Here is a 13,650-nt window from a genome sequence, read left to right on the forward strand (position 1 = left end):
CCGACGACGGGGATGGACTACCACTCCCTCAACGCGATGCTCAACCTCTACGACGCGGACGGCAAGATCCAGTTCGACAAGGACCGCGAAGCCGCCAAGCAGTTCTTCCTGCAGCACGTCAACCAGAACACCGTCTTCTTCCACAACCTGAAGGAGCGGCTGGACTACCTGGTCGAGAACGAGTACTACGAGCAGGCGACGATCGACCTGTACTCGATGGACTTCATCCAGCGCCTCAACGACCTGGCGTACTCGAAGAAGTTCCGGTTCCAGACGTTCCTCGGTGCGTTCAAGTACTACACGAGCTACACGCTCAAGACGTTCGACGGCAAGCGCTACCTCGAGCGCTTCGAGGACCGCGTCGTGATGACCGCCCTCGGCCTGGCGCAGGGCAACGAGCAGCTCGCGATCGACCTCGTCGAGGAGATCGTCGCCGGCCGCTTCCAGCCCGCCACCCCGACGTTCCTCAACACCGCGAAGGCCCAGCGCGGCGAGCTCGTCTCCTGCTTCCTCCTCCGCATCGAGGACAACATGGAGTCGATCTCCCGCGGGATCAACTCCTCGCTGCAGCTCTCGAAGCGCGGCGGCGGCGTGGCCCTGCTGCTCTCCAACATCCGCGAGGCCGGCGCCCCGATCAAGCAGATCGAGAACCAGTCCTCGGGCATCATCCCCGTGATGAAGCTGCTGGAAGACTCCTTCTCCTACGCGAACCAGCTCGGTGCGCGCCAGGGTGCCGGCGCGGTCTACCTCAGCGCCCACCACCCGGACATCATGAAGTTCCTCGACACCAAGCGCGAGAACGCCGACGAGAAGATCCGCATCAAGACGCTGTCCCTCGGCGTCGTCGTGCCGGACATCACGTTCGAGCTCGCGAAGAACAACGAGGACATGTACCTGTTCTCGCCGTACGACGTCGAGAAGGTCTACGGCGTCCCGTTCGGTGACGTCCCGATCTCCGAGAACTACCGCGCGATGGTCGACGACTCGCGCATCAAGAAGACCAAGATCAAGGCGCGCGAGTTCTTCCAGACCATCGCGGAGATCCAGTTCGAGTCGGGCTACCCGTACATCGTGTTCGAGGACACGGTGAACAAGGCCAACCCGATCAAGGGCCGGATCAACATGTCGAACCTGTGCTCGGAGATCCTGCAGGTCAACACCCCGACCACCTTCAACGAGGACCTCTCGTACAAGGAGATCGGCAAGGACATCTCCTGCAACCTCGGCTCGCTGAACATCGCGCTGACGATGGACTCGCCGGACTTCGGCAAGACCATCGAGACCGCCATCCGCGGCCTGACCTCGGTCTCGCAGATGTCGCACATCACGTCGGTCCGGTCCGTCGAGGACGGCAACGACAAGTCGCACGCCATCGGCCTCGGCCAGATGAACCTGCACGGATACCTTGCTCGTGAGCGCGTGTTCTACGGCTCCGAAGAAGGCATCGACTTCACGAACATCTACTTCTACACGGTGCTGTTCCACGCCCTGCGCGCCTCGAACAACATCGCGATCGAGACCGGGGAGACCTTCGACGGCTTCCGCGACTCGAAGTACGCGTCGGGTGAGTTCTTCGACAAGTACACCGACCAGGTCTGGACACCGGCCACCCCCCGCGTCGCGTCGCTGTTCGACAACGCGGACATCACCATCCCGACGCAGGACGACTGGAAGGCGCTGAAGGCGTCCATCCAGGAGCACGGCATCTACAACCAGAACCTGCAGGCCGTCCCGCCGACCGGTTCGATCTCGTACATCAACCACTCGACGTCGTCGATCCACCCGATCGCGTCGAAGATCGAGATCCGCAAGGAAGGCAAGCTCGGCCGCGTCTACTACCCGGCGCCGTTCATGACGAACGACAACCTGGACTACTACCAGGACGCCTACGAGATCGGTGCCGAGAAGATCATCGACACGTACGCCGCGGCGACGCAGCACGTGGACCAGGGCCTGTCCCTGACGCTGTTCTTCAAGGACACCGCCACCACGCGCGACATCAACAAGGCGCAGATCTACGCATGGCGCAAGGGCATCAAGACGATCTACTACATCCGTCTGCGCCAGCTCGCCCTCGAGGGCACCGAAGTCGAGGGCTGCGTTTCGTGCATGCTGTGACGCCTCCGGCGTCGTGCATGCTGCGTCGTCTCGGTCGCTGACGCGACCACCCCCGGCCTGGAGGCGCGGTGCCAGCCCGCACCGCGCCTCCCGGCCTTCAATTCGTCACCATCTCAATTCCGGAAGAAGCAATGACTCTCACCGACCCGGTCCACGCCACCGGCAAAGCCGTTCCGCTGATCCGTTCGGTCAGCGCCATCAACTGGAACCGCATCCAGGACGAGAAGGACGTCGAGGTCTGGAACCGCCTCGTCAACAACTTCTGGCTGCCCGAGAAGGTGCCGCTGTCGAACGACGTGCAGTCGTGGAACACCCTCACGCCGGAGGAGCAGCAGCTCACCATGCGTGTGTTCACGGGTCTGACGCTCCTCGACACCATCCAGGGCACCGTCGGCGCGATCAGCCTGATCCCCGACGCGATCACCCCGCACGAGGAGTCCGTCTACACGAACATCGCGTTCATGGAGTCGGTGCACGCCAAGAGCTACTCGTCGATCTTCTCGACCCTGGCCTCGACGCCCGAGATCGATGACGCGTTCCGCTGGTCCACGGAGAACGTGAACCTGCAGAAGAAGGCACAGATCGTCCTCGACTACTACACCGGTGACGACCCCCTGAAGCGCAAGGTCGCGTCGACCCTGCTCGAGTCGTTCCTGTTCTACTCCGGCTTCTACCTGCCGATGTACTGGTCCTCGCGCGCGAAGCTCACCAACACCGCTGACCTGATCCGCTTGATCATCCGCGACGAAGCCGTCCACGGGTACTACATCGGGTACAAGTTCCAGAAGGGGCTCGAGGGCGCCTCCGAGGAGCGCAAGCAGGAGATCAAGGACTACACGTTCAGCCTGCTGTTCGAGCTGTACGAGAACGAGATCCAGTACACGCAGGACCTCTACGACCAGGTGGGGCTGACCGAGGACGTCAAGAAGTTCCTGCACTACAACGCCAACAAGGCGCTGATGAACCTGGGCTACGAGCCGATGTTCCCCAAGGAGACGACGGACGTGAACCCGGCGATCCTGTCGGCGCTGTCGCCCAACGCGGACGAGAACCACGACTTCTTCTCGGGGTCGGGGTCGTCGTACGTCATCGGCAAGGCGGAGAGCACTGAGGACGAGGACTGGGACTTCTGAGTCTGGTCTGACTCGTGGGAGCGCCCCGCTGGCTTCGGCCGGCGGGGCGTTCTCGATTCGCGGACGCCGTCGCTAATGTGTCCGAATAGCCGGCGCTCATCGAGATCCGTTTCGGACGGGCTAGATGAGACGGGATGGCCGTGAGGTGGGCGCCGTGCGAGGCCGTGTCCGCTGGAGGACCGGCTAACGTAGGCAGGCGGACTGCTGAGCGGTTTTCCGGTTCGGCTTGTCGTCATCGGCGAGGCACCGTGTGGTCCTGGTGTTCAACCGGGCGGGTTGCGAGAACGACCTGTGATCGAGTTGGTGAGACCGCGTGTGGTGTTATTTGGGGCGTGGACTGCGGCGTTGTGGAGCTGCTGCCGGGCGCCAGCCTCGGCGCGGCGGTCCTCGGCGCTCATGAGCGTATCGTGCCACCTGGCGACGCTAGTGGGGCCGTGACCCGGGAAACCCGCGCCCCGAATTCCTCTGTGCTGAGAGCTCGGATGCACCTGGCACGTGAGAATGGGTTCCGTGATGGTCAACTGGGAACGAGAGCCGGGCGAACGGGTCGAAGACTTTGCGGCGGCGTACCTCTTAATGCGCGCTGGCCGTGGGAACCAGATACGCCCGTCACGAGGCGACCGAGGCATCGATGTTCAGATACCCACGGCTAACGGCTGGAAAATATTTCAGGTGAAACGGTTCGCCAAGAACCTTTCCTCTACGGACAAGAAGCACATCAAGGGGTCGTGGGACCGCTTTGTGAAGGAAGTTCTTCCGACGCGCGACATCAAGTCATGGTCATTGGTACTTCCTCTTGAACCCACCCCGGAGAACGAAATCTGGTTTGCGAAGTTGACTGCCGACGTTGATTTTGAGATCAATTGGATAGGCAGGGCGCTCCTTGACGGCTGGGCGGCGGAAAATCCGAAGCTGACCGCGTACTACTTCCAAGGCGGCGAAACTCGCCTGCACGACCTAATGGCTACCGCCTTGTCAGGCAGCCAGCAGCCGCAGGGTGAAGGGGACCCTCTACTCAACTCTGTCCAGGGACGGATGCTCGCTCTCGGAAAGTCGTTGGATGAGGTTGACCCGTTCTACAGCTATGAACTGGAGCTGCGGTCCGGGGACCTTCGAGACATATCGGCCAAGCAGTCAATGACGCAGTTTGAGCGACCTGGCCTTGTCGAATCTGTTTTGGAACAAGTCAATGACACCCAATACCTCGTTACGCACATAATAGCCCGTTCCGAAGTTTCTACGGAACTACGCCCCATCCGCGGAACCATCAACTTCACCGTGATGACTCCCGAGGCGAAGGAAGCGGTGGAGCGGTGGGTCCAGTACGGCGCCCCGCTCTCCGACGCCCCAGGCACTGTCATCCGAACGGAAGGCCCCCCGGGTACGACCTTCGGAGAATCCACCGTCGCAACCGCTTCTGTTCTTCCGGCCCTCGATGACAGCCAGCTCCCGCCCCTCGAGTTCCGGTTGATTGATCCCGCCGGCGTCACACTGCTCACCGTCCCCGTCACCACCGCAACCCACTCCGCAGGTCTGCGCGGTAAGGGTGTATGGCTGCAAGTGGAAGTTGGACCGGCCGTTGTCGTCGAGTATTTCGTAGGGTCAGAAAAACCAGGCTCGATCCAGATCAAGGCAAACAACGCAGTAGGGGCTTCCCCCTCGGCTGCCTTCCCTGCTGTGAAACTTCTAGCACAGTTGCCGGGCAACTCACTGCAATTAGCCATCCAAGGAGGGCCGCTTTACATGCCCACATTCGATTTCGAAGATAACGAAATCTCGACTGACGCGGTAAACTTCGCGACGCTGCTAAGACTTTTATCTGTGGTGCAGCAACACACGCTTTCCCGAGTCACCATTCCGGGACCGGAGAAGTGGACAGATCAGGGGGCTCAGCGACTTGGGCGGGTCGCGGCCCTACTCGAAGGCCACAAACTATCCACCAGATTCTCCTCGTGGTCGGTGCCGGATGAAGAGTTCTTCGTTGCATGGGATGAGTCTCATCGGCCACTCATCGTTGAGATCCCGATAGCGGTCAAGTTGGGCGACACGGTGTACGACACAGACATGAAAGAGCGTCAGCACTTTGAGTCCGTTTGGCTCGATCGCAGCACTCGACCGCCGACAGTCCGCCCGGGCTCCAGTGACCTCATATGGTCAATCGCCGTGGCACGTACTGCCGAGCCTGAGGCATGAAACGGGTGACCACGGCGCCGATCGGGTCGGCAACGTCGAAGCCCTCACCTGGAGAGAGTGGGCGAGGGCTTGGACGGCCGCGGCCGGAGAGAGTGGCCACGTCGTGCTCAACGTGGGTCGGGGAGAGTGCCCGCGTCGTGCTCGACGTAGGTCGGAGCGGGTGGCCGCGCTCGAGCAAGTCGGAGGGTGGGACGTAGCGCCAAGGTGTGCGTGATTCCAACAGCGGATCGGCTAGCGGACATTGAGTGGAACCCTGCCTTAGACGGTCACGGGTCCGAACCAGAGCAAGGTCGGACCCAGGGCGAGTAAGACGGCGCTCAGGCCGACGACCACCTCGCGGCGGTTGGCCTGCAGCCCCTCGGAGTCGCAGAGCGGCTCTCGCTTCCGCTCGAGCCGGCGACACCTTCGTCGTCACGAAGCTCGGTCGCATCGCGACCCCACGGGCATCGCGGACGAGCTCACGAAGAAGGGCGTCGCCCTCAGCCTTGGGGGGATCGGTCTACGACGCCACCAACCCCGTCGGCCGATTCCGCATAACGTCCTCGGCATGGTCGCCAAGTTCCGTTTGGCGGGCACAAGCCGTAGGAGAAGCAGCTCCATGAGCTACACCGTGCCGGCACGCTGTTCTGCCCTGCTCAGAAGCCGTAGAGATGCTGACGGGCGTTGAAGGCTGCAGGGCCGCCTTCGAGGATGTTCTCGGCGAGTGCCCGAATTGCTGCGTCATCGAGTGAGCCGATGCCATCGGTGGAAGGGCGGCCATGTGTGCCGTCGCTCTCGAGGGCGACGATGAGTTCAGCGTCACCGAGGACGGGCACGTTTGCGTTGTGAGTGCTGGCGATGATTTGGCGCTGCCCCTTGAGCTCGCGGAGCTTCGTGACCACGCCTCGATAGACGAAGTTGTTGTCGAGGTCATCTTCCGGTTGGTCGATGATCAGAGGAGCGTTGGAGGCGGCGAGTAGGAGGAGTAGGAGCGCGGTGGCACGTTGCCCTTTCGAAAGCTGGTCCATCGATCGAAGCCCGGTGCCATTGACCTGCAGCAATACTTCGACGGCCAGTTCGATGCGTAGCTCGTCGAGTTCGCGGGCAAGTCGTTCGCCTGCGGCGACGAGTGCGGCTGATTGAGCTCCGCGAATCTCGAGGGCGTTGAGCGCCTCGGTCCCCCCGCGGATTGCTGCTGCGAGGGCTCGCGGGGAGAAAGAGTCGGCGTTGATCGCAGCAGAGATCTGTGTGCGCTGGGTGGTGATGTAAGGCTTGATGACGTTGAGGACGTGGCTGCGTTCGGTCGTAGCTGTGGGGCGCGCAACGACGACACCGCCGGTGGCGGCGTTCGCGGCGCTGATCGCGGCATGGAGCCGCTCGGTTCGTTGCGTCTCATGGCTGCGAAGTGCGACAAGCAGAGCCTCGCGCGTCGAGAGCAGCTTCTCACGGTCCTTCTGCTGAGCCGTCCGGCGCGGTTCGGCCGTCCGTAGCTTGTCGAGCTCTTCCTTGATCGCAACGAAGGTGTCTGGGTCGAGGTTGCGCTCGTGCAGCTCCCGCATGACTTCGCCGTACGACGCCTTCTCATCCGCCGTGCCGGTTTCCCAAGCCAGACGGGCGGCATCGATCTCGTCGCGCGAGGCGGACACAGCGGCTGTCATCTCGTTGAGCAATTCGCCCATTCGGACCTGTAGCTGGGTGACTGCTTGCACTACGCGGTTCAGATGCTGACGTTGGGGTGCGTCTTCGACGTCCGCGAGGGGCGCGGCGAGATCCCGCAGTGCATGCGCTTGGGCCAAGGAGGCGCGAGCCTCGTCGACTGCGTTGACTCGCTGGGCGCCTTCCGAGAACAGGGCTGCGCCTTGTCCAAGTCGTTGCTGCCCAGCGAGCTTGGTGGGCACGTCAGTTGTTTCGTAGTGGGCCACCTGTTCGCTGAGGCCGGGCATGCGCGCGAGCTCAGCGTCGAAAGCGTCGAGAGCGTCTTCGGCGCGAATGAGGTCCTCACGGTTCGTTCGCAACGACTGGAGCGTGCGTTGCATGTCGGCATCGTCGCCGAGTTCTCCATTGAACCTGCGAACCAACTCGGCGACGCGTTCGGTGCTGCCTGACAGCTCAGCGAGCTCGTGCTGGCCGAAAATCTCAACGGGCCCAAGTACTTCGATGGGTGACAGGTTGGTCCGCGTTCCCGCAGCATCGAGGACGACAGGCGGGTGAGGAATCTCGCGTTCGATTGTGAAACGTTTCGGTATCGGGTTGACCGCTTCGACTTCTACCCGGATGATCGTGCCTCCATGGAGAACCGATGAGACGATGCTCTTGTGATCCGCCTTCACCTGGGGAGTGATCGGCTCGAGTGCAAGCGCGTGACGGATGCTCTCGATGATCGTTGACTTGCCGGCGCCACGACCTCCAATGAGTGCGGTGAGGTCCTCAGAGATCGGCACGGTCACGCCGCTGAGGTAGCCGCCAGTCCACGAGACGCTCCTGATTCTCGTGCGGGGCTGGATCGTCGGATCGGTCACTGAGATCCTGGTGGCTGGCGTTCGAACAGCCAGCTTGAGGCTGCGAAGCGTGGGAGCGCTGACCTTGAACCATGAGCTCGCCCCTTCGGTTCGCAGCTGGCGTGGGCCCATGACGTCGTCGGCGTGGATGATGGCGAGGGGATGGGGGCGCGCAAAGATGCCAGTTCCCTCGATCACCGCGGTCTGGTCGCGTGTGCGCTCGGCGGTCGGTGTGATGCCAATCGCGTGAAGGTCGGGCGCTTGGATCATGGCCGCGAGGGGTTGGCCCGAGCGGGTGGTGAGGAGTCCGGCGGGCTTCACATTGACGTGGGCTGGGATGACAAGCGCGTCGTCTTCACTCATCCGCTGCATGATCTGTGCGTACGGGTCCCCGGGGGTTCCGTTTGGGCAGCCCGGCATGACGCCGCATCGACCGATGGAAGCGTTGATGGAGGAGAAGTCGGCGTCGGCATCGAAGATCACCAGGATGTGGACGCCCTCGGAGGAGTTGGCCTCGAATCCAGGGAGCGCGACGATGCCCTTCTGCTTCGCCGCAGCGATGAGGCCTGCAGAGGAGTCCACCCGCCAGTGATCGGTGACTGCGATGAGTGAGATACCGAGCGAAACACACTCCGCAAGGAGAGCTTCGTTGTAGTCAGCTTCGCTGTCGAAGAAGTTCGATGGAGCGTTGCGTCCCTCATACGAAAAGGGATTGACCTGGAGAGCGGCGCGGATCCAATGGGCACCGATAGGCGTGGGGGTCGACTCTGGCACAAGAACTCCTGACGTGGGCAATGCTCAGTAAGGTACCGCCTGTCCCCGACAAATGGGGACCGCACGAATACAACCGTTTGTGGCACAGTGGTCGGCGCGCAGCGTCGCTGATTGGCCAGAGGAGCTCATCAGCGTCCCGCGTTCCCTCAAAGCAGACGGGGCGTTCAGCGGTAGATCGTCGTCCCGTTGAAGACGTAAGGGAGCTCCGCCAAGTACGCGCCGAGAAACTCCTCCGCCGTGTGCTTGAGACCGAAGCTGCCAGCGTGATTTCTCCGCACTGATCGATGACGAGACCTGGCGCACTGGCCCGCAGTCGGTCATCGACGAGTACGGCAACTCCTACCTGCAGGCCGGCGGCACCGCGGAGAAGATGAGCTTCGAGCTCCGCCGACGTGAGGGCGACGGCGAGTACCGCTTCTACATCGTCGGCCGTGACCACGACCTCGCGGAACCGCTCACGGAGACCATCGACGTGCAGGCTGCTCACGAGCCTCGGCACCCGTCAGAGCTCTTCACGGCCGACCAGGCAGCGCCGGTGTTCATGCACTACGTCGAACACCAGACGATCCCCGACGGGTACACGCTCCGTCTTATCGCCGACATGTGAGGGGTGGCGGCGCCGCCGCCGGGTGTCCGTGATCCGTTCCGGACTGGCGGCTCGGTGCCAGCTGGCACCGAGCCTCCAGGCTGGCCAGATGGAGCAGCGCCCTTACCGACCGAGCTCGTCCTCGACGAACGTCGGGCGGCCGAGCGTGACCGCCGGGATCGCTGCCGCGAGCGTGACGGCGAGGAGGAAGAGCAGTGGCAGCGTCCAGCCACCACTGGCGTCGTGGAGCAGCCCGACCACCAGCGGGCCGAGGGCGCCGAGCGCGTACGCGGTGCCCTGGGCGAAGCCGCTCAATGCGACGGTTCCGCCGTGTGTCCGGGTGCGGACGTTGATGAGCACGAGGCAGACGGGGAACAGGATCGAGCCGCAGCCGATCAGGAGCACCCAGAGCAGGGTGAGGGGCGCCGGCGCGAGCAGCAAGCCGAGGTACCCGAGTGCGAAGCTCAGGACGCCGGCGGCGATCAGCCAGCCGACGTTGCGGAGTCGGGGCACGAGCAGGGGAGCGATCAGCGCGCCGGGGACACTGATCACGCCGGTGACGGCGAGGAGCACGCCCGCTTCGGTCGGCGTCGATCCGGCGACGTCCTGCAGGATCTCCGGCAGCCAGGCGAAGGCCGCGTAGGTGCAGATCGCGCTCGAGGAGAAGAGCGCGGTGATCGACAGTGCGGCGCGTGATCGCCACAGGCGGGTGACGACCTCGGGGGGCGCGGGGCTGACGAGACCGGCGTCCTCGCGGCGCAGTCGTCGCTGCTGTGCGAGGACGACGAGCCAGGGGACGAGCGCGGCCGCCGAGGTGACTGCCCAGACGGCGAGCGAGGTCCGCCACCCGGCGTACTGCGCGATCGGTGCAGCCAGGGCAGCCGGTACCGCGGTGCTGACGCCCACGATGCACGCGTACACCGCGGTGAGCAGGGCGACTCGGTCGGGGAAGTAGCGACGGACGACGGACGGCAGCAGCACGTTGCCGACACCGGTCCCGGCGAAGGCCACGATGCTGCCGACGAGCAGCATCGCGACGCCGGGTGCGAAGGCACGGACGAGGTGGCCGACGGTGATGAGGACCAGCGCGAGGACGATGCCGCCGTCGAGCCCGAGGCGGCGTGCGACGCGTGGTGCCGTGAACCCCGAGGCCGCGAACAGCAGCGGCGGCAGGGTGCCGAGCAGGCCGACGTCGAGGTTCGAGACGGGGAAGTCGTTCCGGATGTCACCGATGATCGGTGAGACCGCAGCGACTGCTTGGCGAAGGGTGAACGCCACGAGCACGATGCCCAGCAGCGCGGCCGTGCGACCCGCCCACAGGGGAAGGCGACGGCTCTCGAGCATCTGCCGAGTCTAGGGGTGAGGGTGTTTGGTCTCGGTGGTGCGGCCGCTGTTCGCGACCGCGCTCCGGACTGGAGGCGCGGTGCCAGTCACGCGTGAGGTCAGCGCTGATGAGGGTTGTCCTTTCCTGCATCGGGTCAGAAGGGCCTGGACTGTTCTTGAGTGGTACTGCAGTATGTCAGACAACACCACGACTTCTGCGGCTCGAGTGTCGCAGCTCGATCGCAGAGGGAGGCGCCAGGTGCGGAACCCGCTGGAGCGCTCGGGACACTGGCGGGCGAGTCTTCGCACAGCCGACGGCTGGCGAACTGCCCGTGAGGCCCGGGGGTCGTACGCCACCGCTTCGATGCTCGAGTGGGGGAGCATCACGAAGGGACTCGTGGGCACGACGGCCTGTCTCACACTCGAGGTCGAGCGGCCGGTCGCGCACTACCTCCCCGGTGTGCCCGACGCCGAGATGACCGTTGCTGACCTCGTCCACCACACCTCGGGTCTGCCTCGGCTCCCGGCCACGATGCGCGACCGCGTGTTCGCCGACCCCTACCGAGAGGCTGTCGGAGTTCGGCTGGACCTGGCAGCTGCGGTGCCGGCCACGCCCCGAGGCCAGTTCGTGTACTCGAACCTCGGGTACGCCCTCCTCGGTGCAGTGCTCGACGAGGTGCACGGCGACTGGTTCGCCGCCGTGCGCGAGCACGTCATCGAGCCGGCGGGGATCACCTCTGCGGCGCTCGTGCCTGCTCCGGCAGAGCGCGTGGTGCCGAAGTTCCTCGGTCGTCCGATCACACCGTGGGCGCTCGGACAATCGTCGTTCGCGGCGGCAGGCGGCGTCTGGTCCACGTTCGACGACCTCTGTCGCTACGCCGACTGGGCGCTCGCGCCTGACGCTGGAGGCGCTCGCACGGTGAGCTGGCAACGGGAAGGGGCATCGAGCTGGATCAACGGCGAGGTGCGGGCGGCAGGAGCAGTCATAGCCAACGCGGCAGGAGTCACCGCGGTCGTGCACGCGCTCGCGAAGGCCCCGCATGCGGCCGACAAGATCGCCACTGCGCTCATCGAGCACGAGGTGCGGCGGTAGCGCGCCGGGCCTCCCGCAGGATCTTCGCAGCCATCGCTGTTGCGTTCCCCGTCATCGTCGCGTCCAGACAGCACGGCGGCGATGTCAGTTCGCGCCGCGCGGGCGGCCCCGGGCTCCCGCGCTTCGCTGGGTCACTCGCCGGCGCTGGTCACGCCGGCGGCGTCGTGCCCGCGCCCTCGGTGTCGTCTGCGCCCGAGGGACCTGTACCAGCCTGGTCGAGGTTCTCGTGCGGATCACCCATGTCCCCGGTCGCTCTGCCGGTGGGGGACAGTCCGAAGTGCTTGCGGACGGCGTTCGCCTCGGTGGCGGACAAGGTGTTTCCGGCGCCTGGGGAGGGTGCGCCCTTGATCGCGCTCTTCGCGTACCCGACGTGCAGGTCCCTGCCGTCGAACGTGGCGTCCTCGACCGGGACGAGCGCGGTGCGACCCCCGATGAGTCCTGTCGCGACGCTGACGAACGCAGCGCTGCCGTCCTCGTCGGAGGGGAACACCTGCCTGACCTTGCCGACCGATGCGCCGTCCCGATCTCGGACGGTCGCGTTCTCGACCTCGTGGATCCTGCTCTTGGTGATCATGGGCGTAGTGAACGCCCGATGCCTGGTGCTTCGCGGCAGAGACGTCCGGGCCGCCGCCGAAGGTGTGAACACCGAAACTCTGGGTTCGGGTCGACACGGTGGGCGGCACTGAATGCCCGGCTCATCGCTGCCCACGGACCGCCCGTTGACGAACTTGGCACCGAGGCCGGCCCCGATCACGACGACCGGGGTGCCGACGACGAAGGCGGCGGACGATGCCCCGGGGAAGCCGTGAGCGATCGCGAGCAGTGCTGCGAGTGCAGCGATGACGATCAGGATGTACAGCAGCCATGCACGCATGGTGAATCTCCTTCCGTGTATCGGATCAGAAGGGTGTGGACGAGCGGCTGCTCGGTGAATTCCACCTTGCACCGAGTACGCAGAACGCGCAACGTGGAATACCAGTTGTTCAAGGCCCGCCCCGCCAGAGGGGTTCCGTCAGAACCCTTCAACTCGCCACCGTCCGCTCGTACGGTTCCAGGTGTGGATCACCGAGCAGAGGTACGCGACTACCTGACGTCGCGCCGAGGGCGCCTCACCCCGGTGCAGGCCGGGATCGAGCCGAGCGGAGGCCGTCGCCGTGTCGCGGGGCTGCGCCGCGACGAGGTCGCCCGACTGGCGGGCGTGAGCATCGACTACTACACCCGCCTCGAGCGGGGGAACCTCTCCGGTGTGTCCGATTCCGTCCTCGACGCGATCGCCCGGGCGCTGCAGCTGGATCGCGCCGAACACGATCACCTCCACGACCTCGCGCGCACGGCGAACGAGGCGGGAGTCCGCTCGCGACCTCGCTCGCTGGTCGTGGAGTCGGTCCGGCCTGAGGTGCAGTACCTGCTCGATGCGATCACGGGCGCCCCTGCGTTCGTCACGAACACGCGGATGGACATGGTGGCCGCGAACACGCTCGGCTTCGCGCTCTACTCCGAGATGTACCGGGGCGCCGCTCGCCCGGCGAACCACTCGCGCTTCATCTTCCTGGACTCGCGCGCGCACGCCTTCTACCCCGACTGGGAGCGGGCAGCGAACGTGAACGTCGAGATCCTCCGGCGCGACGCGGGCCGCAACCCGCACGACACGAAGCTCGCGGCGCTCATCGGCGAGCTGTCGATGCGCAGCGACGACTTCCGCACCCGGTGGGCCGCGCACAACGTGCGACGCCACTACACCGGTCTGAAGCAGTTCCAGCACCCCGTGGTCGGCCTGCTCGAGCTCACCTTCCAGGTCAGCGAGCTGCAGGACGACCCCGGCCACTCGATGACCGTGTACCCGGCCGTCCCCGGCAGCGCCTCCGACGAGAAGATCCGGATGCTCGCCACCTGGGCCGCCACGGAGGACATCGCACGCCTCCCCGCCAGCACGGCGAACTGACCCCGCGCGCC

General features: G+C 64.9%; 9 protein-coding genes. 6 read left to right on the top strand and 3 right to left on the bottom strand.

Annotated elements, in window-relative coordinates; translation table 11 throughout:
• Positions 1 to 12 precede the first annotated feature (12 nt).
• From nrdE to ITJ54_RS10965, 3 genes are all read left to right on the top strand, one after another.
• Positions 13 to 2,118 (top strand): class 1b ribonucleoside-diphosphate reductase subunit alpha, encoded by a 2,106-nt coding sequence (gene nrdE, locus ITJ54_RS10955; RefSeq protein WP_194628227.1) that lies wholly within the window; start codon positions 13 to 15, stop codon positions 2,116 to 2,118.
• Between the two features lie 131 nt (positions 2,119 to 2,249).
• Positions 2,250 to 3,251 (top strand): class 1b ribonucleoside-diphosphate reductase subunit beta, encoded by a 1,002-nt coding sequence (gene nrdF / locus ITJ54_RS10960; protein WP_056119980.1) that lies wholly within the window; start codon positions 2,250 to 2,252, stop codon positions 3,249 to 3,251.
• Positions 3,252 to 3,761: 510 nt separating this feature from the next.
• Positions 3,762 to 5,444, top strand: coding sequence for a hypothetical protein (locus ITJ54_RS10965; protein WP_194628229.1), 1,683 nt, complete (start codon positions 3,762 to 3,764; stop codon positions 5,442 to 5,444).
• 635 nt (positions 5,445 to 6,079) lie between these two features.
• Here the strand turns inward: ITJ54_RS10965 and ITJ54_RS10970 are convergent.
• Positions 6,080 to 8,695: a TrlF family AAA-like ATPase gene (locus ITJ54_RS10970; RefSeq protein WP_194628231.1), complete on the bottom strand. Its 2,616-nt coding sequence runs from the start codon at positions 8,693 to 8,695 to the stop codon at positions 6,080 to 6,082.
• A gap of 370 nt (positions 8,696 to 9,065) precedes the next feature.
• Between ITJ54_RS10970 and ITJ54_RS10975 the strand changes: the two genes are divergently transcribed.
• A complete protein-coding gene (locus ITJ54_RS10975; RefSeq protein ID WP_194628233.1) occupies positions 9,066 to 9,302 on the top strand; it encodes a hypothetical protein in 237 nt (78 codons plus the stop codon).
• A 102-nt stretch (positions 9,303 to 9,404) separates the two neighbouring features.
• On the opposite strand, the gene ITJ54_RS10980 is transcribed toward ITJ54_RS10975, so the two are convergent.
• Complete coding sequence (locus ITJ54_RS10980; RefSeq protein WP_194628235.1) at positions 9,405 to 10,625, bottom strand: CynX/NimT family MFS transporter; 1,221 nt, start codon at positions 10,623 to 10,625, stop codon at positions 9,405 to 9,407.
• Between the two features lie 172 nt (positions 10,626 to 10,797).
• Here ITJ54_RS10980 and ITJ54_RS10985 point away from each other — a divergent pair, with 172 nt between their 5' ends.
• Positions 10,798 to 11,697: a serine hydrolase domain-containing protein gene (locus ITJ54_RS10985; protein ID WP_228509333.1), complete on the top strand. Its 900-nt coding sequence runs from the start codon at positions 10,798 to 10,800 to the stop codon at positions 11,695 to 11,697.
• A 148-nt stretch (positions 11,698 to 11,845) separates the two neighbouring features.
• Here ITJ54_RS10985 and ITJ54_RS10990 read toward each other — a convergent pair whose 3' ends face one another.
• The gene (locus ITJ54_RS10990) at positions 11,846 to 12,571 is read right to left on the bottom strand and encodes a PRC-barrel domain-containing protein (protein ID WP_194628239.1); all 726 of its coding nucleotides are present in this window, start codon (positions 12,569 to 12,571) and stop codon (positions 11,846 to 11,848) included.
• 183 nt (positions 12,572 to 12,754) lie between these two features.
• On the opposite strand from ITJ54_RS10990, the gene ITJ54_RS10995 reads away from it, so the two are divergent.
• Positions 12,755 to 13,639, top strand: coding sequence for a helix-turn-helix transcriptional regulator (locus ITJ54_RS10995; protein ID WP_194628240.1), 885 nt, complete (start codon positions 12,755 to 12,757; stop codon positions 13,637 to 13,639).
• Positions 13,640 to 13,650: the final 11 nt, after the last annotated feature.

The sequence above is a fragment of the Curtobacterium sp. VKM Ac-2865 genome (assembly GCF_015350905.1).
Classification (GTDB): Bacteria; Actinomycetota; Actinomycetes; order Actinomycetales; family Microbacteriaceae; genus Curtobacterium.

Excerpts from the sequence above, each read along its gene's own strand:
- ITJ54_RS10990 (WP_194628239.1), bottom strand. The coding sequence starts at position 12,571 with ATGCGTGCATGGCTGCTGTACATCCTGATCGTCATCGCTGCACTCGCA.
- nrdE (WP_194628227.1), top strand. The coding sequence starts at position 13 with ATGGACTACCACTCCCTCAACGCGATGCTCAACCTCTACGACGCGGAC.
- ITJ54_RS10975 (WP_194628233.1), top strand. The coding sequence starts at position 9,066 with ATGAGCTTCGAGCTCCGCCGACGTGAGGGCGACGGCGAGTACCGCTTC.
- ITJ54_RS10985 (WP_228509333.1), top strand. The coding sequence starts at position 10,798 with ATGTCAGACAACACCACGACTTCTGCGGCTCGAGTGTCGCAGCTCGAT.
- nrdF (WP_056119980.1), top strand. The coding sequence starts at position 2,250 with ATGACTCTCACCGACCCGGTCCACGCCACCGGCAAAGCCGTTCCGCTG.
- ITJ54_RS10980 (WP_194628235.1), bottom strand. The coding sequence starts at position 10,625 with ATGCTCGAGAGCCGTCGCCTTCCCCTGTGGGCGGGTCGCACGGCCGCG.